Source organism: Kitasatospora sp. NPDC005751, assembly GCF_040630835.1.
Classification (GTDB): Bacteria; Actinomycetota; Actinomycetes; order Streptomycetales; family Streptomycetaceae; genus Kitasatospora.
The window spans coordinates 69,144-95,675 of record NZ_JBEXYC010000005.1 but is presented as its reverse complement, the minus strand read 5'-3'; the positions used below and the strand labels follow the sequence as shown (position 1 = coordinate 95,675).

The following is a 26,532-nucleotide window of genomic DNA, read 5'->3' as shown; positions in this document are numbered from 1 at the left end:
GGTCCGCGCCCCTCGGGTGCACCCCTGCCCCCGCACCGCCCCGTCGGCCGCGTCAGTGGCGCCGTCCCAGGTAGGCCGGGGTGACGGCGGAGATCAGCACGGCGGCCGCGGCCACCTGGAGCAGGTGGCGTATCCAGTCGACCCCGTCCGTGTGCCGCACGCCGACCGCCGAGGCGAGCAGATTGCCGAGCAGTGCGCCCACCAGCCCCAGCAGTACCGTCAGCCAGAGCGGAACGGGCTGACGGCCCGGCAGTACCAGCTTGGCGAGCAGACCGACGACGAGTCCGACGACGAGCGCCCAGATCAGCGTCATGGGGAACAACCTCCCTGTGGGCCGGGCTCCCGGCCGGTCGACCGGGGCGCCCTCCGCCTGCCCCGCCGGCCCCGCTTCATTCCTGGGTCGCCCGCGAGCCGGCCGCGCCCCGGGGAGGCTACGGCGCGTCGACCGGGTCGGCGGCGCTCACCGGCACGTCCGGGTGGCGGAACCAGGAGCCCTGCACGGCCCACTGGACCAGCATCAGCACACCGCCCAGCAGCAGGGCGCCGATGCCGATCACGGTCACCCCGCCGGTCTCGCCGATGAGCGGCAGATCGATCGAGGTCGCCCCGTAGTCGGCGGCCGCGTAGACGTCGAACGCGGCGTAGCAGAAGAAGTACAGCAGCACCACGCCGCCCAGCAGCGGGACGAGCCCCTTGAAGACGAAGTCCTTGACGCTCCTGGTCAGCACCCGCCGGTAGTACCAGACGCAGGCGAAGCCGGTCAGGCCGTAGTAGAAGGCGATGCCGAGCCCCACCGAGGCGATCGAGTCGGCCAGGACGTTGCCGCTGATCGCGGTCAGCAGGACGTAGAAGGCGATCGACGCCAGGCCCATGCCGACGGTCGACCAGGTCGGGGTGCGGTGGCGGGGGTGCACCCGGCCGAACGCGGCGGGCACGGCCCTGTGCGCGGCCATCGAGAAGGCGGTCCGGGCGGTGGGCAGGATGGTGGTCTGGGTGGAGGCCGCCGCCGAGGTCAGCACCATGAAGATCAGCAGCTTGCTGAGGAACCCGCCGAAGCCCGCCGTGCCGAACACCGCGTCACCGAGGCCGGACAGCACGTCCCCGGAGTTCTCCTCGTTGCCCAGTCCGATGCCCTCGGTGCCGATCCCCGCGAACGACAGCGCCGAGGTGGACACCAGGGTGTAGATCAACAGCAGCAGCACGGTGGAGATGACGGCCGCCCGCCCCGGGGTGCGCTTCGCGTCGGCGGTCTCCTCGTTGACCGAGACGGCGGTGTCCCAGCCCCAGTAGATGAACACCGCGGCGAGCATCCCGGCCGTGAAGGCACCGGCCGAGGGGATGTCCAAGGGGTTGAACCAGGAGGCGCTGACGTGGGCCGCCGTGGCGGGCGCACCGCTGCCGTAGGCCTTGACCAGGGCGGTGACCGACAGCACGACCAGCATCACCACCTCGATCGACAGCAGCCAGCGCTGCAGGGCGGCGGAGATCTCGATCCCGACGTAGCAGATCGCCGTCATCACGACGATCCAGACCACGCCGGCGATCGACGTCCAGACCGTGCTGTCGGCGAGCGAGTCCAGCCCCACCAGCCGGAACCCGTACACGCCCGCGATCTGCGCCAGGTTCGCCATCACGATGATGTCGGCGACGATGATCCCCCAGCCGCCCATCCAGCCGGTGCGCGGCCCGAACGCCCGGGCGGCCCAGGTGAAGGTGGTGCCGCAGTCCGGATCGGAGGCGTTCAGCTCCTTGTACGCGTACGCGATCATCAGCATCGGGATGAACGCCAGGATGGTGACGATCGGCGCCTGGAACCCCACCCCCACCACGATGATGCCGAGCGTCGCGGCGAGGCTGTACGCGGGCGCGGTGGAGGCCAGCCCGATGGCGACCGAGGAGACCAGACCGAGCGCACCGGTCTTCAGCCCCTTCTCGCCCGCACCCGAGCCGGTCGCCACTGGCGCCACGCCCGGGGCCGGGCCGTCGGAGGAGTGCGGCATGGGTCCCACCTCCTCCCCCTGACCCACCCGAGTGCCTCGGGCCCGGTCACGGGGTCAGACAAATCACCCTGAACCGACCATACTGCCGCCACCCCTCCCCGGCTCGCTGCGCGCCTGCGCGGCCCAGCTGGGGGCGCCCCGGCCCGCTCCGGGGCGCCGCGTCACCCCCACCGACCGGCACTCGCCGACCGCGGGCGGCCCGGCCGCCGACTCCGCGTGGCGGTGCCGGGTGCGGTCGGGGTGGTCGCCGATACTCCGAGCAGCCGAGCGACGGCGGAGGAGTGAGCGAGAGGATCCCGATTCCCGATGGAGTTCCTGGTCGACATGGTGACCACCGTCCCCGACGGGACGAGCGAGGAGGAGGTGGCGCGGATGCGGGCCCGGGAGGCCGTCCGGGCCGGGGAGCTGGCCGCGCAGGGGAGCCTGCTGCGGCTCTGGCGGCCGCCGCTCTCGGCCGGCGAGTGGCGCACCTGGGGGCTGTTCAGCGCGCCCGACGCGGAGCGGCTGGAGCGGCTCCTGGCCTCGATGCCGCTGCGGGTCTGGCGGCGCGACCGCGTCACGCCGCTGTCGCCGCACCCGAGCGACCCCGGGGCGGAGGGCGTCCGATGAGCGACACCGCCGTGCTGCGGGGCGTGCTGGACCGCTGGAAGGCGGCCGTCGACGCCCATCGGCCCGAGGCGGTCGCGGCCTGCTTCACCGAGGACGCGGTCTTCCAGGGCCTGCACCCGTACAGCGTCGGGCGGCCGGGCGTCGCCGCCTACTACGCCGCCCAGCCGCCCGGGATGACGGCCGACTACCGCGTCCTGGAGACCAGGCGGCTCACCGACGGCCTCCTGCTCGGCTACCTCGCCGTCGACTTCGCCTTCGTCGACCGGCCGACGCTGACCGTGAACCTCGGAGTCCTGCTGAGCAGGGCGGGCGACAGCTGGTCCATCGCCCACTACCAGGTCTCGCTGCTGCCCTGACGGCGGTCCCGCGTCAGTGCCGGTGGTGGTTGTCGGGCTGGGCCGGATCGCCGGGGTGTTCGAGGCCGGGCAGCAGGGTGAGCCGGGTGGCGCGGGTGCGGTCGAGCCAGCGGACGAAGGCGGCGCGGCGGGCGGCGGCCCGGACGGCGCGGGCCGGGTCGCCGCCCGCCTCCCCCGGCGGGTGGACGGCGAGCAGGGCCGCCGTCCACCCGCCCGCCGTGACCCAGGCGCCCGGCCCGGCGGCGCGGAGGGCGTCGGCGAGGGCGAGCGGGAGGGTCGCCGGGTCGGCCTCGCAGCCGCCGCCGTCGGGGAAGCCCAGCCGCCAGAGGGCGGGAGCGGGGCGGTCGGCGGTCATCGCCCGGTAGTGGGCCACCTCGTCCGCCCGGGGCCGGACGTCCGCCGTGACGGCCTCGAAGACCGCCCGGACGGCCGCGCTGCCCTCGTACGCGGCGGCCGTGATCGAACCGAGTTCGACGGCGGCCTGCTGGTCGAGCCGGGCGGGGGTGCCGGTGCCGAGCGGCAGCCCGCGCTCGGCGCACACGGTGGAGCACAGCTCCTCCGTCAGCACCACCTGGGCGACCCAGCGGGCGAGTTGGCGGTCCTCGGAGCTGCCGGGCCGCGGCAGGGCGGCGGAGCGCGGGCCGGACCGCAGGGCGGCGAGGCGGCGGTCGAGTTCGGTGCGCGGCAGCGGGCGGCCGTCGAGCAGACCGAGGGCGCCGGCCACCGGGGCCCCGGCGGTCACGGCTCCACCACCAGGGCGACGGCCGGGGAGTACTGGCAGCGGCCGAACCACATCACCTTGGCCAGCACCCAGGAGGCACCCGGCTCGGCGTCCTCGGGAGCCGCGAGCTCGAAGGCGGCGGTCTCGGTGGCGCCGGCGGCGAGGGTGAAGCCGCGGACGGGGGCGCCGACCGCCTCCCACGTCCCCCAGGGTGAGACCAGCTGGAGTTCGCCCCGGATCTCGCCGCGGGTCCGGTTGGCGAGCCGGACGGCGAGGGTGGCCCGGCCGCCGGGGGTCAGCCGCAGCCGCTCCTCGGCCACCGTCACGGTGAGACCGGTGTCGCGGCCGTCCATGGACTCGGTGCCCTGGGCGGCGGTCCAGTCCTCGGGCGTCTCCCCGGGGGCGGGCAGCAAGCCGGGGAGCTCCCCGACGGCGAGGGTGACGACGTCCTCGATCCGCTGGTCCTCGTGCGTGATCCGGACGGCGGCGAAGTACAAGCCGGGTTCGACCGCCGCCGGCGGGGTGATCGTGACCGGGAAGCGCAGGTGTCCGCCCGGCTCCAGGCGGTAGGGGCGGGCGCCGAGGCTCGCCGTCCAGCCCTCGGGGGGCAGGATCAGCGCGGCGCCCTCCACCGCGGCGTCCCGCAGCTGGGAGGAGAGGGCGACGGAGAGCTCGACCGGCTCACCCGGCCCGGCCGTCCGCAGCAGGCCGGGCGAGACGCCGACCGACACCGGGAGGTAACCGAGCGGCGCCGGGCCCCGGTTGTGCAGCCAGTAGCGGGCGTGGACCGGCTGGGCGACCTCGGCGACCGCGCCGAGCACCGGGCCGGCCGGGTCGGCGGCCACGCTCGGCCGGGCCAGCACGGTGGCGATCTGCGAACCGGCGAGGTCCAGGGCCCCGTCGACGGAGTCCAGCGGCCGTTCCAGCAGGTCGGCGCGGTGCGGGTCGGTCAGCCCGAGGGCGCCGCCGAGGGTGGCGGTGCGGCCCAGGCCGGTGGACTCGACCAGCCGGACGGTGAGGCGGCCGTCGCCCGGGGCGGCGGCCGAGCCGTGCGCGATCGGGTTGCCGGTCGGCTTGAGGGTGCCCAGCAGCACCTCCCGGGCGGGTTCGACCCGCAGCCAGGAGAGGGTGGCGGGCAGCGGCCCCCTCCGCGCGGGGGCGATCCGGGCGTACAGCGGGTGGTTGAACTCCTGCCCCTGGGCGGGCAGCGCCTGGGCCCGCCAGTCCCCCGCGCCGCCGACCAGCGCGTAGCTGAACTCATGTGTCCAGTGCTGGAGTTGGAAGGACGCGCCGTCGGGCAGGGTGCGCCGGGGCGGGTCGATCCAGACGCCGGAGGGCCAGCCGGTGCAGGAGCGCATCAGCGAGAGGTGCAGCGCGCCGGTGGCGTCGACCGCGAAACCGGGCAGGCCGAAGCTCAGCAGTCCGACGCTGTGGTCGGTGAGCCGCTCCGCCGGGTGGAGCGTTCCGGGGCAGACGGCGGTGATCCGGGCGTCGGCGAGGTCGTGGACCAGCGCGGCCGGGTCGGTCACCACCAGGGCGGGCAGCGCCCGCAGGTCGCGCAGGTCGGCGCCGGGCTGCCAGACCTCGGTCAGCGGAGTCAGCGCGGGCACCCAGACGGCGCCGTGCGTCTTGAGCACGGTGGCGTACTCCTCCCCCGCCCGCTCGATCAGCTCCCGGGCGGCGGCATTGACCTCCGGACCTCCGAGGACGATCCGGAAGTCCGGCAGGTTGGAGTCGACGTCCAGCCAGCCGTAGCGGGCCCAGTCGGCGCCGGAGGTGGTGGCGGTGACGCCGATCCGGGCGAGCGCGACCACCAGGTCGCGGGCGTCGGCGGCGGAGTCGAGGTCGGGAGTGATCACCTCGGCGACGCCGAGGGCGCGTTCGCCGAGCGGCGCGCCGGCCGGGTCGGTGAGGGCGATCCGGGCGGTGGAGCCCAGGCCGAACCAGGTGTTGGCCGGGTTGTCCAGGGTCCAGGGCGCCTCGGCGGAGTCCACGTCGGGCAGCGCGAAACCGCGCCCGACCACCGCGTCGGCGACCTCGCTGACCGGCAGCGCGCCGGGCAGGTCGACCGGGAAGCGCAGCCGCAGCAGGCGGTCGGCGCCGGAGAAGTCGACCACCCTGGTCCGGCAGTCGACCCGGTCGACGCCCCGCCAGAGCGTGACGGTCTGCTCGTACCGGACGCCGTCCACGGTGCCGGCGATCACCAGCCGCTCACCGAGCGGGCCGGTCTCGCGGCGCACGCTCGCCGGCTGCCCGCCGGAGCCGAGGACGGGCCCCTTGGGGACGAGGTGCCACGGGCCCTCGCCGAAGTCGGGGTGCTGCGGGTACTCCTCGTACACCCGCAGCTCGTTGCCGATCCGGCCGCTCTGGATCAACTCCCTCTCGTGCGACAGATCCTGAATGGACGTCAGTCCGCCGCCCCGGGCCGGGTCGGCGGTCACCCGGTAGCGGGCGTTGGCGACGGTGTGGCCCGCGGCGCGCGACCAGGCGGTGTCCTCGACCCCGTCGGCGGAGGGGACCAGCCGCCAGGTGCGCCAGCCCAGGGCGGGCACCCCGGCGGCCAGGAAGCGCAGGGTGCCCCGGTCCACGGCGCTGGGTACCACGGCGCCGGTGTCGTCCAGGACGAGGACGGCCCGGGAGCGCCCCCGCGGCAGCCGGACGGCGACCAGGTCGGTGCGGTCGAAGGAGAGGGTGTTGGTGACGAGGACGGCCGAACCGATGCCGGCGGTGTCGATCCGGGCGGTGAGCGCGTCCAGCGACCGGTCCCGGACGTCGGCGGCCAGGTCGTACGCCTCGCGCCAGCCGCCGAGCAGGTCGAGGTAGACCTGGTCGGACTCCGAGCCGGTGATCGCGTCGTGGTGGGCGCCGTAGGCGAGGTGGCGCCACACCTTGTCCAGCGCGGCCCCCGGGTAGCGGCCCAGCCCCTGCACGGTGGCCAGGGTGGCGAGCTTCTCGGCGTCGACGGCGGCGACCTCGGCGGCCCGCTGGGCCTGCTTGGTGTCGATGTAGGAGACGTCCTTGCCGGTGTAGACCGGGTTCATGTCCCGGGTCTGCGGGCTGGGCCGGCGGCCGGTGGCGGCCAGCTCGGCGCGGACGGCGTCCAGGAAGTCGCGCGGGGTGGCACAGACGAACCGCGGCCAGAGGTACTTGCGCGCCCACGAGCGGTGGATCTCGGTGACCCACTTGTTCGGCGGGGTGTAGTCGGTGCCGACGGGCAGCAGCAGGTTCTTCGTCGCGCCGACCGGCTTGAGCTTGCGGTACAGCTCGTAGACGGCCTGCTCGGCGGTGGCGAGGTCGGCGGAGGAGTCCATCCACCAGCCGGCCGAGTAGTGGTGCGGCATGTAGTGGGTGAGCACGCCGTCGCCGGAGGGCGCGATCCACTCGAACTCGCTCGGGAACTGCATCACCCGGGCGTCGTCCTTGGCCTCGCGGAAGTTCTTCTGGATCGGGCCCCACTGGTGGAACGGGCCGCGGGCCCAGGCGCTGCCGGTGAGCCCGGCGGCCGCGAGGTGACCGGGGAACTGCGGGTCGTGGCCGAACACGTCCAGCTGCCAGGCGGTCCGCGGGTCGCCGCCGAGGATGTCGCGCTGGTAGCCGATGCCGTAGACGATGTTGCGGATGGTGGTCTCAGCACCGGTGAGGTTGGTGTTGGGCTCGTTGTAGGTGCCGCCGACCAGTTCCACCTGACCGCGCTCCAGTAGCAGCCGCAGCGCCGCGCGGCGCTCCGGGTGCTGGTCGAAGTAGGGCTTCAGGTAGTCGACTTCGGCGAGTACGAACCTGTAGACCGGGTCACGCAGCGCGAGGTCCAGGTGCGCGTCGACGAGCGCGAAGCCGTTGCGCTCCCAGAGCGGCCGGGTGGTCGCGTCGGCGGAGAGCAGCTCCCAGGGCGAGGTGTAGGCGGCCTGGGTGTTCCACCAGACCGGGTCGTAGTGGAAGTGCGAGACCAGGTACATCGTCCAGCCGGGTTCGGCCGCCTCGACGACGGCCTCGGCGGTCGCGGTGACGCCGTCCGTCGCCGCGGTCACCAGGACCGGGAGCCGGGCCCCGGGCTCGGCGCCGGTGATCTCCAGGGGGACTTCGACCAGCCCCGTGCCGGCCTCCTCGCCGCGTACGCCCGGGCCGGTGACGGTGATCCGGGCGGGCGGGCCGTCGAGGGTCACGCGCAGCAGCTGGCGCGGCGCGTCCTCGGGGCCGGTGAAGAGGTCCGTGCTCTCGACGGCGGTGATGGTGACCGGCACGGGGTGGGTCCTTTCGGAAGACGGAGCGGGTCGGGAGCCGGGGCCGGGACTTGTCCGGTGATTCCCGTCGCGTCAGCGCGCGGCGGGAATCACCGGAGGAGCCCTACGCGCCCCAGGCCTCGAACTCGTAGATCCGGGCGGCGGGGTCGGTGCCCTGGGTGGGCTTGGTCACCGAGAGCCGGACGTAGCGGGCCGTGGTGCTCACCGGGTGGGTGGTGGTCCCGGCGGTGTTGCCGGTGACGGTGGCGACGGTGGTCCACGCGTCGGCCGTGGAGTCGCGCACCTGGATGGTGAAGTCCCGGGTGTTGTACGCCGGGCTCTCACCCCCGGCCGAGGCGTGCTTCACCACGAACCTGCTCAGCGGCTTGGCCGAACCGAGGTCCACCTCCAGCCACTTGGCCGACGTGGTGGTGCACCATTTGTCGCCGTTGCCACCGTTCACGCTGCCGTTGACGGCCTTGGCCGGGGTCTCGTTGCCGTTGCACTGGCCGGAGGCGGTGGCCGGGCGGTTCAGTGCCAGGTTGCCGCCGGCCGGCGGGGTGCCCGTCCAGGAGACCGTGGTGGTGGTGGCGGCGGAGCGGCCGTACTCGGTGGAGACCGCCTCCACCTCGACGGTGGTGGTGCTCTCCGTCCCGGCCCGCTCCAGCTTGTTGACGAAGTAGGCGTCGGACGGCGTCGCGCCGAGGTAGCTGCGGCTGCCGTCGGCGTTGCGCCGGTACAGCTCGTAGTGGTGCACCGAACCGCTCGCCGAGGCCGTCCAGGAGAGCCGCAGCGACTGGCTGGATCCGGCCACCACGTCACTGGCGCCGAGCACGGTGAGGCCGCTCGGCGCGGCGGGAGCGTCCACCGCGCCGTCGTAGACGGCGAGCTGACCGACCCCCAGGTCGTAGGCCGGGTTGGAGCCTTCGACCTGGAGGCCGATCTGGGCGATGGTGCGGCCGGCGTAGGCGGAGAGGTCGAGGGTGTGCCGCTCCCACCCGGTACCGGAGTTCGCGCCGACGTCGACGGTGGTGAAGGTGCCCGGTGCGTCGGTGAAGGAGATCGCGGCCTTCAGCCCGGTCGCCCCGGCGGCCGGGGTCTTGAGCACCAGCGAGAGCTTGCTGTCCGCCGCGACCGGCAGTCTGCTCTGGTAGAGGCGGACGGTGTTGGTGGCGTCCAGCTTGCCGCTGAGCCTCAGCGAGGAGCCGCCCTCGTAGGCGTCCGTGAAGTCGACGGACGGGGTCAGCTTGGTGCCGCTGGAACCGACCAGCCAGCGGTAGGTCGGCGGGACGTCCTGGAGCGAGAGGTTGTTCCAGCCGCCGGTGGCGACCCGGCCGCCACCGGCGTTGTAGAAGTCGCCCTGACCGGTGGAGAAGTTGGTGACGAAGGGCTTCGCGGTGATCGGCGAGGACTCGGCTATGTAGGTCGACAGGCCCTTCCAGCTCGACGAAGTGGCGGTGTTCGACGGGTCGTTGTTGGCGCCGACCCAGTAGCGGGAGTCCTTGGCGTAGAAGTCGGCGCGGTCGGTGGCGGACTTCCACGTCCACTCGGGCCGGTAGAGCCCGAGCGAGGTGGTGTGCGCCTTGCCGGCCGGGAAGAGCGCGTTCCAGTCGACGCCGGTGTTGTAGCCGTTGGACTCGGTGTCGATCCCGGAGTAGAGGTCGTACTCGTCGCGGCCGAGGCCGCGGGCCAGCGAGCGGGACGAATCCAGCCCGCCGGGGCTCCAGTTGAAGTTCAGGAACATCGAGTCGGAGGTCCGCTTGGCGCCGTCCTGGAGGAAGGAGTCGTTGGCGGAGGTCAGCGCGTTCTGCCAGGACACCGAGCCGGACTCGGTCATCGCGTCGTACCACATGTACTCGGTGCCGGTCTGCGCCTTGGTGTACTGCATGAGGTTGCGCACCTCGCCGGCCAGCGCCGAATCCCCGCCGCCGGTCTCCTGGTTGATGAACCAGCCGTCGAAGCCGTAGTACTGGGCGGCCTGGGTGAGCTTGTCGGCCACCGGGTAGCGGGAGCCGGACTTCTGGACGAAGTCGCGGACCCACTGGAGCTGGCCGCCGTAGGCGGCGGGCGGGAAGAAGACGGTGCCGTAGACCTTGACGCCGTTGCGGTGCGCGGCGTCGATGACGGTCGGGTTGGGGGCGAGGATCAGGCCCTCTCCGGCCGAGCCGCCCCAGAACACCAGCTTGTCGACGTACTGCCAGTACCCGAAGGCGTAGTAGTTCGGGTCGGCCGAGCCCTGGGAGGGGTTGTTGGAGGTCGGGCCGAAGGAGACCAGCGAGGCCACCTTGCCCTCGCCGGCCCGGGCGTTGGGGTTGGCCTTGAGCGCCGGGTCGCTGGTGCGCGGCCGGAGCGGGACGCGGGACCGGTTGAAGCGGGCGTCCGGGTCGGTGGCCGGGTCCCAGTTCAGGATGGTGTTCGGGTACCAGTAGGAGGCGTAGGGCTGGGTGCCGGCGGCCGCGGCGGCGGCCGGGGTGGCCGGTGCCGGAGCGGGAACCGCGTGGGCGGTGGGCGCGGCGCCGAGGACGGCGGCCCCGAGGGCGGCGCTCAGCAGGAGGGGGAGACGTCGTGACATGCGGTGGCTCCGATCGAGCGGAGGAGGGTGGGGGCGGAGCCGCCCGCGAGGGGCGGTCCGGGTGCATGTGCGAGGAACGTGCGGTGGTGCGGGTGGGCGTGGTGGTGCGGGTGCGGTGGCGCCGATCGCGGGGAGTCCCCGCCCGGCGGGCCCCGGCCCACTCGGTGCCGGACGGCCGAGGGGCCGACGGTGCGAGGCACAGCGGAACGGGGAACGGCGGTACGAGGAAGGCAGAACGGCCGCGCACCGGCTCCCGCCCAGGGGGCACACGGGGCAGCACGGGCACGACGCCCCCGCCGCCCCGGCCCGGGGCCGGGAGCCGCCCGACTCCCCGCCCACCGTGGCGCGCCGAGCGGACCGGCTCGGCGCTGCGAGGCTAAACCGGTTCAGACCGACTGTCAACGGCCCCGGCAACAGCCACCCCTGAGGGTGATTCGGGGGCCGGCGGTGAGGTGGACTCGCGGACCGTGAGGCGCGGCGTGGGCATCTGCAGGTCCCGGCCGGGGCCGGTCCCGTCGATCACCGCGAGCAGGCTGCTCGCGACCTGCTCGCCGAGCGCGAAGGTGTCCCGGCTGAGCGCGGTCAGCGGCGGGTGGACGATCCGGGCGAGCACCGAGTCGTCGAAGGAGACGATCGACAGCTCCCCGGGCACCGCCACGCCCATCTCGCCGGCCACCCCCAGGCCGGCCACCGCCATGACGTCGCTGTCGTAGACGATCGCGGTGGGCCGCCGGGGCCGGGAGAGCAGGGCCCGGGTGGCGGCCGCGCCCTCGGCGTCGCTGAAGTCGGTCGGCACCGAGACCGCCTCCTCCAGGTCCAGCCGCCGGGAGGCGTCGCGCAGGGCGCGGATCCGGCGCTGGGTGTGCTGGAAGTGCGGCAGGCCGGCCAGGTGGGCGATCCGGCGGTGCCCGATCGCGGCCAGGTAGTCGACGATCGAGAGCATCGCCTCCCGGTCGTCGGCCCAGATCCGCAGCGGCCCGCCGCCCTTGCCGGGGCCGCCCAGCACCACGGCGGGCAGGGCGAGTTCCTCCAGCGCCTCCAGCCGCGGGTCGCGCACCTGGAGGTCGACCACGATGAAGCCGTCGACCCGGTGCTCGGAGGCCCAGCGCCGGTAGACGCCGATCTCGGCGGCGGTGTCCTCGACCACCATCAGGTGCAGCGCGACCGCGTGGGCGGAGAGCACCGCCTGGAGGCCGGAGAGCAGTTGGCTGAAGAACGGCTCGACCCCGATGGTGCGGGCGGGGCGGGCGATCACCAGCCCGACCGCGTCGGCCCGGGCGCCGCCCAGGGCGCGGGCGGCGCTGTGCGGCCGCCAGTTCATCTCCTCGGCGACCCGGAGGATCCGGGCCCTGGTCGCCTCGCTCACCCCGGGGCGCCCGTTGAGCGCGAAGGACACCGCGCCCTTCGAGACCCCGGCCTGGCGCGCGATGTCGGCGATGGTCGGTCTGCCCACAGAATCCGACTCCTCTCTTGACATCCAAGTTTAGGCGGGAGCATAGTCCCTGCAACAGCTAGACCGGTTTAGTAAGTCAGGTTCTGTACGTCAGCACAATCCCCCACCCACCCCCTGGACCGGGAGACCCTCATGCGAAGAATCTGGGCGGCACTGACGATGGCGGCGGTCACCACCGCCACGCTCACCGGCTGCGGACTCGGCTCCGACACCAAGAGCGACGACACCGCGGCGAGTGCGGCCGCCACCGGTGACGTCAAGGGCAAGGTCTCGCTCCAGACCTGGGCACTCAAGCCGAAGTTCACCGATTACATGCAGAGCGTGATCGACGGCTTCAAGCAGAAGTACCCGGGCGTCGAGGTCGACTGGCTCGACCAGCCCGGCGACGGCTACTCGGACAAGGTGCTCAGCCAGGCCGCGGCCGGCGGCCTCCCCGACGTGGTCAACCTCCCGCCGGACTTCGCCCTCCCGCTGGCCAGGCAGAACCAGCTGCTGGACATCGCCAAGGCCGACCCGAAGCTCGCCGACGAGTACGTCGCGGGCGGCGTCGACGCCTACCGCTTCCGCGGCATGGACGGCACCTACGGCTACCCCTGGTACCTCAACACCGATGTGAACTACTGGAATTCCGAGCTGCTGACGAAGAACGGCCTGGACCCCAAGGCCCTTCCCGGCACCCTGGACGAACTGATCGCCCAGGCCCGGGTGTTCAAGGAGAAGTCGGACGGTTCGACCTACCTGATGAGCCGCAAGCCCGGCCTCGGCGACCTGGTCAACGCCGGCGTCAAGGTGATGTCGGACGACGGCAAGTCCTTCACCTTCAACACCCCCGAGGCCGCCGCGCTGCTCGACAAGTACCGCGCGGCGTTCAAGGAGGGCCTGCTGCCCAAGGACGTCCTGACCGACACCTACGCCGGCAACTCCAAGCTCTTCAACGCCGGCACCGCGGGCTGGACCACCGGTGGCGCCAACTTCATCACCAGCGTCGCGACCGACAACCCGACCCTCGCCCCGAAGATCGTCTCCTCCCCCGCGACGGGCACGCCGCCGCTCTACGTCCAGGGCCTGTCCGTCCCGAGGAACAGCAAGAACCCGGCCGCCGCGGTGGCCCTCGCCCGCTGGGTCACCAGCGCCGAGAACCAGGCCAAGTTCGCCCACCTGACCAGCATCTTCCCGTCCACCAAGGCATCCGCCGGCGACCCCTTCTTCAGCAAGAGCGACGGCACCAACGCCGGTGACGCCAAGGTCGTCGCGTTCACCTCGCTGGCCAAGGCGAAGATCCTCCAGCCGGTCGAGGTCGACGACGCGATGGGCACCGTCATCAAGCAGCAGATCGCCCTGGCGATCAGCGGCGACGCGACCTCGAAGCAGGCCCTGGACACCGCCGTCGAGCGCTGCAACCAGCTGCTCAAGGGCTGATCCGGTCCCCGGACCGGCCCCCGGCAGTACCCCGTACCGGTGGCGCGGCGGCGTCCTCCCCCAGGAGCCGCCGCCCGCCGGGGCCGCCCGCACCGGCCGCCGGCACCGCCCCCGGCCCGCCGGGACCCGGCCGCGAAACCCCGGCCGCAGCCCCCGCCGCGGCTCCCCGGCCCGACGGCCCCGGCCCGCACCGCACCACCCCCGGGGACCCACCCTCCCCGCCCCAGGAAGGCATCGGTATGACCCACCGGCGTTGGTTCACCCCCTGGCTGCTCGCCGGGCCCGCGATCATCTGGCTGGTCGTCTTCAACCTCTGGCCGACGATCAACACGGTGATCCTCTCGTTCACCAACGCCAAGCCCCTGGGCGGTGGCCGGTTCACCGGCCTCGCCAACTACGAACGCATCTTCAGCGACGAGCAGTTGGCCGACGCCCTGCTCAACAGCATCGTCTACCTGCTGATCTGCCTCCCGCTGCTGACCGTCCTGCCGCTGCTGCTCGCCCTGCTGGTGCAGCGCAAGCTGCCCGGCATCACCTTCTTCCGCACCGCCTTCTACACCCCGGTGATCGCCTCCGCCGTCGTGGTGGCGCTGATCTGGGGCTGGGTGCTCGACGACCGCGGGCTGGTCAACGGCCTGCTCCAGCAGACCGGGCTGGCCGACTCCCCGGTCGCGTTCCTGACCGACCGCTGGCTGCTGCTGCTCAGCTCGATCGCCCTGACCACCTGGAAGGGCCTCGGCTACTACATGGTGATCTACCTGTCGGCGCTGGCCAACGTCGGCCGCGAACTGCACGAGGCCGCCGCGGTCGACGGCGCGAGCGCCTTCCGCCGGTTCTGGCACGTCACCCTGCCCGGGGTGCGCCCCACCATGATGCTGATCTCGGTCCTGATCTCGGTCTCCTCACTGCGCGTCTTCTCCGAGCTGTACGTGCTCTCCAACGGCACCGGCGGCCCCGGCGGCCGGGACATGTCGGTGGTGATGCTGATCCAGATGTACAGCCGCGGCTTCACCGGCCACCTGGGCTACGCCTCGGCGCTCAGCCTGCTGCTGTTCGTCATCACCCTCGGCCCGATGCTGCTCCTGACGCGCCTGAACCGGAAGGCGGACTGACCCCGTGACCCGACCCGCCACCCCCACCGGGCCCGCCCAGGCACCCGCCACGGCCCCGGTCCCCGCTCCCCGCGAGCCCGCGGACCGCCCCGCCGCCGCCCGGCGCGCCCGGAGCTTCAACTCCCCCTCCCCCGCCCAGACCGCGCTGCGCTACCTGCTCCTGCTGGTCGTCCTGCTGCTGGTGATCGGCCCGTTCCTCTGGCAGCTCTCCACTTCGCTCAAGGGGCCGGGCGAGGACGTCTACACCAAGCACCCGAGCTTCTTCCCGCAGGACCTCACCTTCGCCAACTACGGCAAGGTCGCCGACACCATCCCGGTCTGGACGTACGCGGCCAACTCGCTGGTCGTGGCCGCGATCGCGATCTTCGGCAACGTGGTCGGCACCACCCTGGCCGGCTACGCCCTGGCCAAACTGCGCTTCCGCGGCGCCCGGCTGGTCTTCGGCCTCTTCCTCGCCACGCTGGTCCTGCCCGGCGAGGTCACCATCGTCTCCCAGTACGTGACGGTCCGCAGCCTCGGCCTGGCCGACTCGCTGACCGGCGTCGCCCTGCCCGGCGCGATCGCCATGCTCAACGTGCTGCTGATGAGGACGGCCTTCGCGGCCGTCCCGCCCGAACTCGACCAGGCCGCCCTGGTGGACGGCGCCTCCGTCTGGCAGCGCCTGTGGCACATCGGCCTGCCGAACGTGCGCGGCATGCTCAGCGTGATCGTCATCTTCACCTTCATCGGCGCCTGGGACGACTTCCTCTGGCCGCTGATCGTGCTCAACGACCCGCAGAAGTACACGCTCACCGTCGGGCTCCAGTACCTCAACGGCACGTTCAGCGCCAACCCCCGGCTGATCGCGGCCGGCACCATGATCGCCTTCCTGCCGATCGTCGTGGTGTTCGGCGTCTGCCAGCGCTTCTTCTTCAAGGGCGTCGAGGAGGGGGCCGTCAAGGGGTAGCCGCGCCATCCGCCCGACCCGTCGCCGTACCCGCGACGGCCGCACCCACCGAGGAAGCCCACCGCGCATGACCGCCGCTCAGGACCGCCCGCAGGACCGCGCCCAGGACCGGGCCGGGGACCGCACCCAGGCCACCGCCGCCCCGCGCTTCGGCGTCAACTACACGCCCAGCGCCGGCTGGTTCCACCACTGGCTCGACTTCGACCTCGACGCCGTCCGCGCCGACCTCGACTCGATCGCCGCGCTCGGCCTGGACCACGTCCGGGTCTTCCCGCTCTGGCCCGTCTTCCAGCCGAACCGGACACTGATCCGCCCGCGCGCCGTCGAGCAGCTGACCGAGCTGGTGGACGCGGCCGGCGAGCGCGGCCTGGACGTCGCGGTGGACGGCCTCCAGGGCCACCTGTCGAGCTTCGACTTCCAGCCCTCGTGGACGCAGACCTGGCACCGCCGCAACCTCTTCACCGACCCGGACGTGATCGACGGCCAGGCCGCCTACCTGCGCACCCTGGCCGCGGCCCTGCACGAGCGGCCCAACTTCCTCGGCATGACGGTCGGCAACGAGGTCAACCAGTTCTCCGGCGACCCGCACCCCGACCCGGACCGGGCCACCCCCGGGCAGGTCGACGCCTGGCTGCGCCGGATGCTCGCCGCCTGCGAGCAGGGCGCACCCGGCCGGCTCCACCTGCACGCCTCCTACGACGCCGCCTGGTACCTGGACGAGCACCCGTTCACCCCCTGGCACTCGGCCCGGCTCGGCGCCGCCACCGCCGTGCACTCCTGGGTGTTCAACGGCACCGCCCAGCGCTACGGGGCGCACTCCACCGCCACCGCCCAGCACGCCGCCTACCTGGTCGAGCTCTCCAAGGCCTGGGCGGACGACCCGCACCGCCCGGTCTGGCTGCAGGAGGTCGGCGCGCCGGCCCCGCACATCACCGCCAAGGACGCCGCCCGGTTCACCGGCGACACGGTGGCGGCCGTGCTGGACTGCCCGGACCTCTGGGGCGTCACCTGGTGGTGCTCGCACGACGTCGACCGCTCGCTGGCCGACTTCCCCGAGCTGGAGTACAGCCTCGGCCTGCTCACCACCGACCGCCGGGTCAAACCGGCCGGCGCCCGGCTCGCCGCCGCCGTCGCGGACCTGCGCACCGACCGGCGGCCGCCCCGGCCGCGCACCACCGCCGTGGTGGTCGCCACCGGCGACGACGTCACCTCGCCCAAGCGCTCGGTCTGCGGCCCGGGCGGCACCGTCTTCGAGGCGTTCATGCGCCTCGCCGAGGCCGGCGCCCGGCCGACCGCGGTGCTCGCCGAGCGCGCCGAGGACCGCGCCCACCTGGCCGCCCGGGGCATCACCGAGGTCGTCCACCCGGACGACGTACGCTGACGAACCACCGCCCGGACCTCGCGAAAGCCGCACCCCGACTCCCCGTCACCACCCCTCAGTCACGCAACGGAGCCTGCTGACATGCACGATGACCGCAGCCTGGTCGAGTCCCGCCTCAAGCGCGTCCTGGAGGAGCGCATCCGACCGGCGCTCTACCCGGAGTCCGTCCCGCTGGAGGTCACGGTCTGGACCGCGCCCGGCGAGCCCGTCCCGGTCGCCGAGGGCCTCGCCGCGCCGCGCACCCCGATCGCCGTCGGCGACGCCTGGGGCGCCCCGTGGAGCACCAGCTGGATCACCGTCGCGGGTACCGTGCCCGAGGCGTGGGCCGGGCGGACCGTCGAGGCGCTGATCGACCTCGGCTTCGACGCCAACATGCCCGGCTTCCAGTGCGAGGGCCTGGTCTACCGCCCGGACGGCAGCCCGGTGAAGGGCCTCAACCCGCAGAACCAGTGGGTGCGGATCGCCGCCCCCGCGGCCGGTGGCGAGCAGGTGCTGCTGCACGTCGAGGCCGCCGCCAACCCGGTGATCCTCGACTACCACCCCTTCCTGCCGACCGAGCTCGGCGACAAGGACACCGCCGGCGACCGGCCGCAGTACAAGCTGGCCCGGATGGACCTCGCGGTCTTCGACGAGACGGTCTGGCAGCTCGTCATGGACCTGGAGGTGCTGGGCGAGCTGATGGAGGAGCTGCCGGTCGACGGCGCCCGCCGCTGGGACGTGCTGCGCGCCGTCGAGCGGTCCCTGGACGCGATCGACCTCCAGGACGTCAACGGCACCGCGGCCGCCGCCCGGGAGCAGCTGGCCGGCGTGCTGGCCTCGCCGGCCGTGCCCTCCGCGCACCGGATCAGCGCGGTCGGCCACGCGCACATCGACTCGGCCTGGCTCTGGCCGCTGCGCGAGACCGTCCGCAAGGTCGCCCGCACCACCGCCAACATGACGGCGCTGCTGGAGGACGAGCCGGACTTCGTCTACACCATGTCGCAGGCGCAGCAGTACGCCTGGATCAAGGAGCACCGGCCCGAGGTCTACGCACGGGTCAAGAAGGCCGTCGCCGAGGGCCGGTTCGTGCCGGCCGGCGGCATGTGGGTGGAGTCCGACACCAACATGCCCGGTTCGGAGGCGATGGCGCGGCAGTTCGTCCACGGCAAGCGGTTCTTCCTGGAGGAGTTCGGGGTCGAGAACCAGGAGGCGTGGCTGCCGGACACCTTCGGCTTCACCGGCGGGCTGCCGCAGATCATCCGCAACGCGGGCTCCAAGTGGCTGCTGACCCAGAAGATCTCGTGGAGCCAGGTCAACAAGTTCCCGCACCACACGTTCCTCTGGGAGGGCATCGACGGGACGCGGATCTTCACCCACTTCCCGCCCGTGGACACCTACAACTGCTCCATGAAGGGCAAGGAGATCGCGCACGCCGCGCGGAACTTCAAGGACAAGGGCGTGGCCCGGCACTCGATCGCCCCGACCGGCTGGGGCGACGGCGGCGGCGGCACCACCCGCGAGATGATCGCCAAGGCGGCCCGGCTGCGGGACCTGGAGGGTTCGGCCACGGTCCGCTGGGAGCGGCCGGCCGAGTTCTTCGAGAAGGCCGAGGCCGAGTACCCGAACCCGCCGGTCTGGGTCGGCGAGCTGTACCTGGAGCTGCACCGGGCCACCCTGACCAGCCAGGCCAAGACCAAGCAGGGCAACCGCCGCAGCGAGAACCTGCTGCGCGAGGCCGAGCTGTGGTGCGCCACCGCCGCGCTGCGCACCGGGCTGGCGTACCCGTACGAGGAGCTGGACCGGATCTGGAAGACGGTGCTGCTGCACCAGTTCCACGACATCCTGCCCGGCTCGTCGATCGCCTGGGTCCACCGGGAGGCCGAGGCGACGTACGCGGCGCTCGGCGAGGAGCTGGAGGCGCTGATCGAGCGGGCCCAGCAGGCCCTGGCCGGGGACCGGGCGGGCGGGCGCGAGCTGGTGTTCAACGGCGCCCCGCACACCCGCTCGGCGGCGCCCGCCGGCGGCGCGGCGCCGGCCTCGGCGGCACCCGCGGACGGCTGCGCGGTCACCGCGCGGGCGGGCGGCGGGTTCGTGCTGGAGAACGGCCTGCTGTCCGTCACGGTGGACGGCGAGGGCCTGGTCGTCTCGGCGGTGGACCTCGCCACCGGGCGCGAGACGGTGGCCCCCGGCGAACGCGCCAACCTGCTCCAGCTGCACCCGGACTTCCCGAACATGTGGGACGCCTGGGACGTGGACCAGTTCTACCGCAACTCCGTCACCGACCTGACCGGGGTGGACGCGCTCACCGTGTCGCTCGCCGCACCGGACGCGGTCGCCGTCCGGGTGGCCCGCTCCTTCGGCTCCTCCACGGTGGTCCAGACGCTGACCCTGCGCGCGGGCGCCCGGCGGCTGGACATCGACACCGAGGTGGACTGGCACGAGACGGAGAAGTTCCTCAAGGCGGCCTTCCCGCTGGACGTGCACACCGAGCGGTACGCCGCCGAGACCCAGTTCGGCCACCTCTACCGGCCCACCCACACCAACACCAGCTGGGAGGCGGCCAAGTTCGAGGCCTGCAACCACCGCTTCGTCCACCTGGACGAGCCGGGCTGGGGCGTCGCGCTGGTCACCGCCTCCACCTACGGCCACGACGTCACCCGCACGGTCCGCGCGGCGGACGGCGGCACCACGACCACGGTGCGGTTCTCGCTGCTGCGCGCCCCGCGCTTCCCCGACCCGCAGACCGACCAGGGCCTGCACCGGTTCCGGCACGCCCTGGTGCCGGGCGCCGGGATCGCCGACGCCGTCCGCGAGGGCTACCTGATCAGCCTGCCCGAGCGGCGGGTGACCGGCACCGCCGACGCCGTCCGGCCGCTGGTGGAATTGGACGAGGACGCCCTGGTGGTCAGCGCCGTCAAGCTGGCCGACGACGGCAGCGGGGACGTGGTCGTCCGCGTCTACGAGGCCAACGGCGGACGCGCCCGGGGCCGGCTCACGACCTCCTTCCCGCTGGCCGGGGCGGTGCCCTGCGACCTGCTGGAGCGGCCGTGGGACGGCACCCGCGGCTCGGTGACGGTGAGCGGCGACGGCGTCGAGCTGGCCCTGCGGCCGTTCGAGCTGGTCACGCTGCGCCTGACGGCCGCCGCGGGCTGACGCCCCGGTCCGGCCCGGCGGGTGCCCGCCCGACGCCGTCCGTCCGGGCGTCCCGCGGGCCCGCCCGGGCCGGACCTACCCTGCCCCTGTGCCCCCGCCCGCCCGGGCGGGGGCCCCGTCCCCTGTTCTGGAGCCCCTGCGATGACCGCCGCCCCGCCCGTCCGCCCGCTGTTCGCCGCCCTCGACATCGGCGGGACGAAGATCGCCGGGGCGCTCGTCGACGAACGCGGGGAGCTCTCCCACCGGCTCCAACTGCCCACTCCCGCCGCGCGGTCCGGCGCGGCCGTGCTGGCCGTGGTGCACCAGGTGCTCGACCGGCTCGCCACCGCGCCCGGCTGGGCCGCGGTGACAGCCGTCGGCATCGGCAGCGCCGGGCCGGTGGACCTCCGGCACGGCACCGTCAGCCCGGTCAACATCCCCGGCTGGCGGGCGTTCCCGCTGGTCGCCGAAGTCGCCGCGCACCCCGCCGTGGCCGGGGCCGCCGTCCCGGTGGCGCTGGCCGGGGACGGCGTCGCGATGGCGGCCGCCGAGCAGTGGCGCGGCGCCGCGCGCGACGCCGCCAACGCGCTCTGCCTGGTGGTCTCCACCGGGGTCGGCGCCGGGCTGGTCCTGGACGGCGCGGTGCGGCCCGGCCCCAGCGGCAACGCGGGCCACCTCGGTCACATCAGCGTCGACCTGGACGGCGACCCGTGCCCCTGCGGCTCGCGCGGCTGCCTGGAGGGGATCGCCTCCGGTCCGGCGATCGCCCGGCGGGCCGTGGCCCGGGGCTGGCGGCCGTCGGACGGGGGCGAGGACCGCTCGGCGCGCGCCGTGGCCGCCGACGCGCTGGCCGGCGATCCGGTCGCGCTCGCCTCCTTCGACCGGGCCGCCCAGGCGCTGGCCGCCGGGATCGCCGCCACCGCCGCCCTGGTCGACCTCGACCGGGTGGTGATCGGCGGCGGGGTCGCCGCCGCCGGCGCCCCGCTGTTCGACCCGCTCGCCCGCCACCTCGACCGGTACGCCGCGCTGCCCTACGTCCGGGGCCTCGACGTCCGCCGCGCCGAACTCGGCACCGACGCGGGCCTGATCGGCGCGGCGGCGCTCTGCCGACCGGCGCCGGCGGGGTGTCAGGCACTCCCGGGCCCGCTGTAGCCGCCCCGTCGGCCCCCTCAGGAGAGGCCCCGCATGCCCACACCCACCCGTCCCCCGTTCGCCCCGCTCCTCAACCCCGTCCGCGGCTACGCGTGGGGGTCCGTCACCGCCATCCCCGCGCTCACCGGCGCCCCGCCCACCGGCGAACCGCAGGCCGAGCTCTGGATGGGTGCCCACCCGTCCGCGCCCTCGCTGCGGGACGACGGCGCGGACGCGGGCCCCCGCCCGCTGGACCGGCTGATCGCCGAGGACCCGGACGGCGAGCTCGGGCCGGACACCGTGAAGCGGTTCGGGCCGCGACTCCCCTTCCTGTTCAAGGTGCTGGCCGCCGACCGGGCGCTCTCGCTCCAGGTGCACCCGACCCGGGCGCAGGCCGAGGCCGGCTTCGCCGCCGAGGAGGCCCGCGGCATCCCCCGGGACGCCCCGCGGCGGATCTTCCGGGACCGCGGTCACAAGCCCGAACTGATCTGCGCCCTCGGCGACTTCGAGGCACTCTGCGGATTCCGACCGGCGCCCGCCACGGCCGGGCTGCTGGACGCGCTGGCCGTCCCGCTGCTCACCCCCTGGGTCACCGCGCTGCGCCACCGGCCGGCCGAGGAGGTGCTGCCCGCGATGCTGCGGCACGTCCTGGAGGACGTCCGCCCCGGGCCGGCCGAGCTCGCCGCCGTGGGCGCGGCACTGCGGCGAGTCGCCGCCGGCGGCGGACCGTACGCCGCCGCCTGCGCCGCCTACGCGCGGGCGGCCCGGGACTACCCCGGTGACCCGGGCCTGGTCGCCGCGCTGCTGCTGAACCACGTCCGGCTCGGGGCGGGCCAGGCCCTGGCGCTGGACGCCGGGGTGCCGCATGCCTATCTGCACGGTCTGGGAGTCGAGTTGATGGCCAACTCGGACAATGTGCTGCGCTGCGGCCTCACCGCCAAGCACATCGACGTGGACGGGCTGCTGGCGGTGACCTCGTTCCGGACCGGTGAGCCCCCCGTGCTCACCGCCTCCCCTGCCGCCGGGCCCCCCGCGGACGGCTCGGGGGCCGGTCGGGGGATCGAGGAGGTCTTCCCGTCACCGGCCGAGGAGTTCCGGCTCTCCCGGCTGCGGCCCACCGCCACCCCCACCGGGATCGACCTGACCGCGCCGCAGATCCTGCTCTGTACGGCCGGGCGGGCCCGGCTGCGGAGCGCCGCGGGCCACACCCTCGACCTGCGGCCGGGCGGATCGGCCTACCTGCGGCCGACCGGCGACCCGGTCCTCCTGACGGGCGCCGGCGCGGAGCTGTTCCGTGCCACGACCGGCTGAGCGGCGCGGGCGACCCACCGGACGGTCCACGGGAGACCCACCGGGTGAGCACCGGGCGGCTCCCACGGCCGCTTCCGGCCGCCGCCTCGTCGGGTTGTCGGGAGCGCGGCAGCCGGTCGGCGCCCCGGTCGGGTGCTCCGCAGTCGGCGGCGCCATTGCCGCCGCTGCCCACCCCACCGCCGCCGTCCTCGCCGCGGCCGCCCCCGTACCCGCCGCCCTCCCGTCGGCCACGACGATCGCGGCCCGGCCGGGCGCCCGGCGGTGTCCGCGGGCTCGGCCGCCGCGGCCTCGCCCCCGGTCCTGCCCGCGCTGCGGGTCATGCTCGTCCTACGGCCCAGTGGGCCCTGTCCCGGACGCGTCCGTGGACCCGGACGCCCCGGATGTGCTGGATGTGCTGGATGCCGGCAGCGTCATCGGTGCCGGCATCGCCGCCGTCAGCGCGCCGAGGCGCGACAGCGTCGGCGGGCGCGGAGCGCCGAGCTGGGCAGCGGGCTGCGCGATGCCGACACCGGCACCCGCTGTGACGGCGCCGAGGCCGTCGCCTCGACCGCCTCGCCCGGGACGAACGCCGAGAGAAATCGGCGCTCGGACTGGCTGAGTTTACGGGAACGGCCCGATTCGCGGTCCCGGGCGACCACCACGGTGCGCGCCCGCATATAGGTGAGCGGATCGCGGCAGACATTCACCACCACATGCGCGGAACTCCGGCCCAGCCGCTCCACGGTCAGCCGTACCAGCAATGGCTCCGGCTGGTGGTGCAACTGTTCCAGGTAATCGATCTCGTGCCGTGCGATCAGGAATCCGGACGGAAAGAGGGATTCCCGGACGGCGACCTTGTGGTGGCAGAAGAGGTCGTAAATCCCCTCCTGGACGTAGGAGACCAGCCGGGCGTTGTTGATGTGCCCGTTCTCGTCCACGTCGCTCCACCGAGTGGGGCAGGTCAGGACGTGCGCGTTGGAGTGCGGCGCGCTCACGGCTTCTTCAGCCCGGCATCGCCCTGGCCGCCCGCTCCGGCGGGCAGCAGCGCCCGCCGCAACCGGGCGTAGTAAACGGCGTGTTCGGACGCCATCCGGGCCGCCGTCCACCCCTCCTCGGCGGCCTCGGCGGCAGCCTGGACGACCAGGCTGTCCAGCACCCCGTCGACGGCCCGGCAGAGGTCGGCGACCGCCGCCAGGCGCTCGGGGACGTCGGAGCCGCCGGCCCCGCCCCGGGCCGGGAAGGCCGCGAGGGAGTCCACGGCGAGCCGCAGCTCGTCCACGGCGACCGGCCGGATTTCCGAAATGCTATTACCCATGAGTTTCTCCCGAATTAGCTGAGGCATTCGTCGGATGCGTTCGAACGGACCGGTGCGGCACACACGCAAGCGAGGTACCCCCCGGTGCACTGGACGCTATCCCAGGCTGGGCACCGCATACGAGGTTTGGGCGGCCGCAGGGGAAACTGCCCACCATTGGAGTAGTTTGCCGGGGCATAAAATCTGCCGCATCAGCCGAATGCCACCCCGGGCCGTCACCCTGAGCGACCGTCACCCGCTCCAACTGGCCCACCAGCGCGCCTTGTACACCTGCGTACCGCGCAGGGTCCGGGCACCGTCCGGACCGTGGAGTGCCAGGACGGAGGTGCACCAGGAGCAGGCCCCCGCGTGGTCGGGGGCGGCGGTGAGCAGCCGCCCGGTGCCGGGTTCGTCGCCGACGCTCTTGATGTCACGCTCCGCGGCCTCGTCGGCGAACCGCACCCGGGTGAAGCGCCCGCCGGCCGGGTCGAACTGCCACAGGTGCTCGGCGGTGCTCACCCAGAACCGGCCCGGCGCGGCGAGCACCGGCGCGAGGTCGTGCCCGCCCGGCTCCGGCAGCGGGATGCTCCGGGCGGCCGTGAGCACCGGCGCGGCCGGTGTGCCGCCCACCCGGAGCGCGGTGAGTTCGTCGTCCCCCACCGCCCAGAGCAGCCGGGTGCGCCCGTCCCACTGGACGCCGTGCGCGCCCTTGAGCGGGTACACCGCGTGGACGGTGCTGCGCGGCCCCCGCGAGGCGGCGTAGAGCCGGACCCACCCGCCCGTGCTGGCCGCGACGGCGACGTTGCCGTCCGGCAGCAGCTCCACGCTGTGCGGGTTGGCGCCGCCGGTGTCGGCGGCCCAGTAGGTGCCGCCGGTCGCGGTGTCGACCACCGCCACCAGCCCGCCGCTGGCGGTGGTCAGCAGGTAGCGGCGGCCGCCGCGCACCCGGCTCTTCGCCTCGTCCGGCATCGACCAGCCGTGCGCCGGGGTGAGATCGGCGAGGTCCGCCGCGCGGTCCGCGCTCCAGGACCACACCACCGGCAGCCGGCCAGGTCCCCGATAGGCCATCAGCTCCTCGGCGCTCTGCAGCAGGAGCACGCTGCGCGATCCCTGATCCACCACCACGACCGCCCAGCCCGGCCGCACCGGCAGGGCCGAGGCCGTCGGCGCACCGAGCCCCAGTGACACGGCCAGCCCCACCAGTCCCACTCGCCACCTGCGCACCCGCACCGTCCCTCCGCCGCCTCGACCCCGGGACCACCGTGCGTCGTGGCGACCGCCGCTGCCACCGCGGCACGCCCGAACGGCCGCCGGGGGCACGGCCGCTCGGGCGCCCCTCGGTCAGTGCCGTCCGGAGATGGCGTCCGCCAGCCGGGCGAGCGGTGAGCCGGTGGCCCGGCCGGTGGACTCCTGGCGGTCGGCGGCGTGGTACGCGGCGTAGAGGGCGTGCACACCGAGCCAGCGCAGCGGCTCCGGCTCCCAGCGGCGCACCCGGTGGCCGACCCAGGGCAGCCGGGTGAGCTCGGTGTCACGGCCGAGGACGAGGTCGCGCAGGGTGCGGCCGGCCAGGTTGGCGGTGGTGACCCCGCTGCCCACGTACCCGCCGGCCCAGCCGAGCCCGGAGGCGCGGTCGAGGTCCACGGTGGCGCACCAGTCGCGGGGGACGCCGAGCACCCCGGCCCAGGCGTGGTCGATCCGGGCACCGGCGGCCGCCGGGAAGAAGCTGTCGAGGATCTCGCGCAGCTGCCGGACGGTGGCCGGCTGGGTGGTCCCGTCCGCGTCGGTGCGCGAGCCGTACCGGTAGGGGACGCCGCGCCCGCCGAGCGCGATCCGGTCGTCCGCGGTGCGCTGCGCGTACATGTAGGCATGGGCGAAGTCGCCGAGGACTTCGCGGCCGGTCCAGCCGGTCCGGGCCCAGAAGGACTCCGGCAGCGGTTCGGTGGCGATCATCGCGGAGTTCATCGGCAGCCAGGTCCGCCGCTCGCCCCGGAGCCCGGCGGTGAACCCCTCGGTGGCGCGCAGCACGTGGTCGGCGGTGACGGTGCCGTGCGGGGTGACGGCGCGGGCCCGGCGGCCGGCGCCGCCCGGCTCGACGGCGGTGACCGGCGTCCGCTCGTGGACGCGGACGCCCAGACCCGCCACCACCTCGGCGAGCCCGCGGGCCAGCTTGGCGGGCTGGACGCGCGCGCCGTAGGGCGTCCAGGTGCCGCCGAGGGTGCCGGCGATCCGGATGCGCTCACCGGTCTCGGCCGCGGTCAGCAGCCGGACGCGGTCCGCGCCGAAGGAGCGCTCGGCCGTCGCGAAGGCCCGCAACCGGGCCAGCTGGGCCGGGGTCCGGGCGACCTCCAGGACGCCGCCCCGGACGAGGTCCGCCTCGATGCGCTCGGCGGCGACGGTGTCGGCCACCTCGCCGACCGCCTCGTCCATCACCCGCTGCATGGCGGCGGCCGGCCCGGCCCCGTACCGGCGGGCGAAGGCCGACCGGCCGGCGAATCCGTTGTAGAGCCACCCGCCGTTGCGCCCCGAGGCGCCGTAGCCGCAGAACCGGCGCTCCAGCACGGTGATCCGCAGCCCGGGGTCGGCCTTCTTGAGGTAGTAGGCGGTCCAGAGCCCGGTGTACCCGCCACCGACGATGCACACGTCCGCGTCGGCGTCGCCCGGCAGCGCGGGCCGGGGCTCGGGCAGTCCGGTCTGCGCGTACCAGAAGGAGACGCGGCCGTTGACGGCCGGGGATTCGTCGCCGGTGCGGTCCACGGGAACCTGCCTTCGCTCGGTGCTCTCCCCGGACGCTATGCCGCGGTGGTGCGCCGCGACCACCGACACGGTGGCAGGATCCGCGCACCCCGCCCTGCACACTGTCAGAGCCTCCGACGCCGGCCCGGTCGACAACTCTGGTTACCTCTTGGCATTTCGGTAACTA

At 74.2% G+C, this 26,532-nt stretch carries 19 protein-coding genes; 9 read left to right on the top strand and 10 right to left on the bottom strand.

Annotated elements, in window-relative coordinates; all coding sequences use genetic code 11:
• Nucleotides 1-52 precede the first annotated feature (52 nt).
• On the bottom strand, nucleotides 53-313 hold the full coding sequence (locus ABZ497_RS07785) for a GlsB/YeaQ/YmgE family stress response membrane protein (RefSeq protein ID WP_329486380.1): 261 nt from the start codon (nucleotides 311-313) through the stop codon (nucleotides 53-55).
• A 118-nt stretch (nucleotides 314-431) separates the two neighbouring features.
• On the bottom strand, nucleotides 432-2,000 hold the full coding sequence (locus ABZ497_RS07780) for an APC family permease (RefSeq protein WP_329486381.1): 1,569 nt from the start codon (nucleotides 1,998-2,000) through the stop codon (nucleotides 432-434).
• A gap of 306 nt (nucleotides 2,001-2,306) precedes the next feature.
• Here ABZ497_RS07780 and ABZ497_RS07775 point away from each other — a divergent pair, with 306 nt between their 5' ends.
• Entirely contained in the window at nucleotides 2,307-2,609 is a 303-nt protein-coding gene (locus ABZ497_RS07775; RefSeq protein WP_329486382.1) for a muconolactone Delta-isomerase family protein, read from the top strand.
• Complete coding sequence (locus ABZ497_RS07770) at nucleotides 2,606-2,965, top strand: SgcJ/EcaC family oxidoreductase (protein ID WP_359803931.1); 360 nt, start codon at nucleotides 2,606-2,608, stop codon at nucleotides 2,963-2,965. Before ABZ497_RS07775 ends, ABZ497_RS07770 begins: the two co-directional genes overlap by 4 nt.
• Before the next feature lie 13 nt (nucleotides 2,966-2,978).
• Here ABZ497_RS07770 and ABZ497_RS07765 read toward each other — a convergent pair whose 3' ends face one another.
• The 4 genes from ABZ497_RS07765 to ABZ497_RS07750 all read right to left on the bottom strand — a co-directional run bounded on the left by ABZ497_RS07765 (nucleotide 2,979) and on the right by ABZ497_RS07750 (nucleotide 11,928).
• Nucleotides 2,979-3,707 (bottom strand): hypothetical protein, encoded by a 729-nt coding sequence (locus ABZ497_RS07765; RefSeq protein ID WP_359803930.1) that lies wholly within the window; start codon nucleotides 3,705-3,707, stop codon nucleotides 2,979-2,981.
• Nucleotides 3,704-7,924: an NEW3 domain-containing protein gene (locus ABZ497_RS07760; protein WP_359803929.1), complete on the bottom strand. Its 4,221-nt coding sequence runs from the start codon at nucleotides 7,922-7,924 to the stop codon at nucleotides 3,704-3,706. Before ABZ497_RS07760 ends, ABZ497_RS07765 begins: the two co-directional genes overlap by 4 nt.
• Nucleotides 7,925-8,027: 103 nt before the next feature.
• Nucleotides 8,028-10,475: a discoidin domain-containing protein gene (locus tag ABZ497_RS07755; RefSeq protein ID WP_359803928.1), complete on the bottom strand. Its 2,448-nt coding sequence runs from the start codon at nucleotides 10,473-10,475 to the stop codon at nucleotides 8,028-8,030.
• A 376-nt stretch (nucleotides 10,476-10,851) separates the two neighbouring features.
• Nucleotides 10,852-11,928, bottom strand: a complete 1,077-nt coding sequence (locus ABZ497_RS07750) for a LacI family DNA-binding transcriptional regulator (protein WP_359803927.1) — start codon at nucleotides 11,926-11,928, stop codon at nucleotides 10,852-10,854.
• 132 nt (nucleotides 11,929-12,060) lie between these two features.
• Here ABZ497_RS07750 and ABZ497_RS07745 point away from each other — a divergent pair, with 132 nt between their 5' ends.
• The 7 genes from ABZ497_RS07745 (at nucleotide 12,061) to manA (ending at nucleotide 22,339) form a co-directional block, all read left to right on the top strand.
• On the top strand, nucleotides 12,061-13,347 hold the full coding sequence (locus tag ABZ497_RS07745; protein ID WP_352295524.1) for a sugar ABC transporter substrate-binding protein: 1,287 nt from the start codon (nucleotides 12,061-12,063) through the stop codon (nucleotides 13,345-13,347).
• A gap of 239 nt (nucleotides 13,348-13,586) precedes the next feature.
• Nucleotides 13,587-14,459: a sugar ABC transporter permease gene (locus tag ABZ497_RS07740; RefSeq protein WP_359803926.1), complete on the top strand. Its 873-nt coding sequence runs from the start codon at nucleotides 13,587-13,589 to the stop codon at nucleotides 14,457-14,459.
• Between the two features lie 4 nt (nucleotides 14,460-14,463).
• Nucleotides 14,464-15,405, top strand: coding sequence for a carbohydrate ABC transporter permease (locus ABZ497_RS07735; protein WP_329486390.1), 942 nt, complete (start codon nucleotides 14,464-14,466; stop codon nucleotides 15,403-15,405).
• 67 nt (nucleotides 15,406-15,472) lie between these two features.
• Complete coding sequence (locus tag ABZ497_RS07730; protein WP_359803925.1) at nucleotides 15,473-16,786, top strand: glycosyl hydrolase; 1,314 nt, start codon at nucleotides 15,473-15,475, stop codon at nucleotides 16,784-16,786.
• A gap of 81 nt (nucleotides 16,787-16,867) precedes the next feature.
• Entirely contained in the window at nucleotides 16,868-19,918 is a 3,051-nt protein-coding gene (locus ABZ497_RS07725; RefSeq protein ID WP_359803924.1) for a glycoside hydrolase family 38 C-terminal domain-containing protein, read from the top strand.
• A 141-nt stretch (nucleotides 19,919-20,059) separates the two neighbouring features.
• The gene (locus ABZ497_RS07720; protein ID WP_359803923.1) at nucleotides 20,060-21,049 is read left to right on the top strand and encodes an ROK family protein; all 990 of its coding nucleotides are present in this window, start codon (nucleotides 20,060-20,062) and stop codon (nucleotides 21,047-21,049) included.
• 33 nt (nucleotides 21,050-21,082) lie between these two features.
• Nucleotides 21,083-22,339 carry a mannose-6-phosphate isomerase, class I gene (manA, locus tag ABZ497_RS07715; RefSeq protein ID WP_359803922.1) on the top strand — a complete coding sequence of 419 codons (1,257 nt, stop codon included), beginning with the start codon at nucleotides 21,083-21,085 and terminating at the stop codon, nucleotides 22,337-22,339.
• Between the two features lie 434 nt (nucleotides 22,340-22,773).
• Here the strand turns inward: manA and ABZ497_RS07710 are convergent, their stop codons facing one another.
• The 4 genes from ABZ497_RS07710 to ABZ497_RS07695 all read right to left on the bottom strand — a co-directional run bounded on the left by ABZ497_RS07710 (nucleotide 22,774) and on the right by ABZ497_RS07695 (nucleotide 26,366).
• Nucleotides 22,774-23,313: a thioesterase family protein gene (locus ABZ497_RS07710; protein WP_359803921.1), complete on the bottom strand. Its 540-nt coding sequence runs from the start codon at nucleotides 23,311-23,313 to the stop codon at nucleotides 22,774-22,776.
• Entirely contained in the window at nucleotides 23,310-23,633 is a 324-nt protein-coding gene (locus tag ABZ497_RS07705) for a hypothetical protein (RefSeq protein WP_329486396.1), read from the bottom strand. Before ABZ497_RS07705 ends, ABZ497_RS07710 begins: the two co-directional genes overlap by 4 nt.
• A gap of 231 nt (nucleotides 23,634-23,864) precedes the next feature.
• Complete coding sequence (locus tag ABZ497_RS07700) at nucleotides 23,865-24,821, bottom strand: DUF6528 family protein (RefSeq protein ID WP_359803920.1); 957 nt, start codon at nucleotides 24,819-24,821, stop codon at nucleotides 23,865-23,867.
• 132 nt (nucleotides 24,822-24,953) lie between these two features.
• Nucleotides 24,954-26,366: an FAD-binding oxidoreductase gene (locus ABZ497_RS07695; protein ID WP_359803919.1), complete on the bottom strand. Its 1,413-nt coding sequence runs from the start codon at nucleotides 26,364-26,366 to the stop codon at nucleotides 24,954-24,956.
• Nucleotides 26,367-26,532 lie beyond the last annotated feature (166 nt).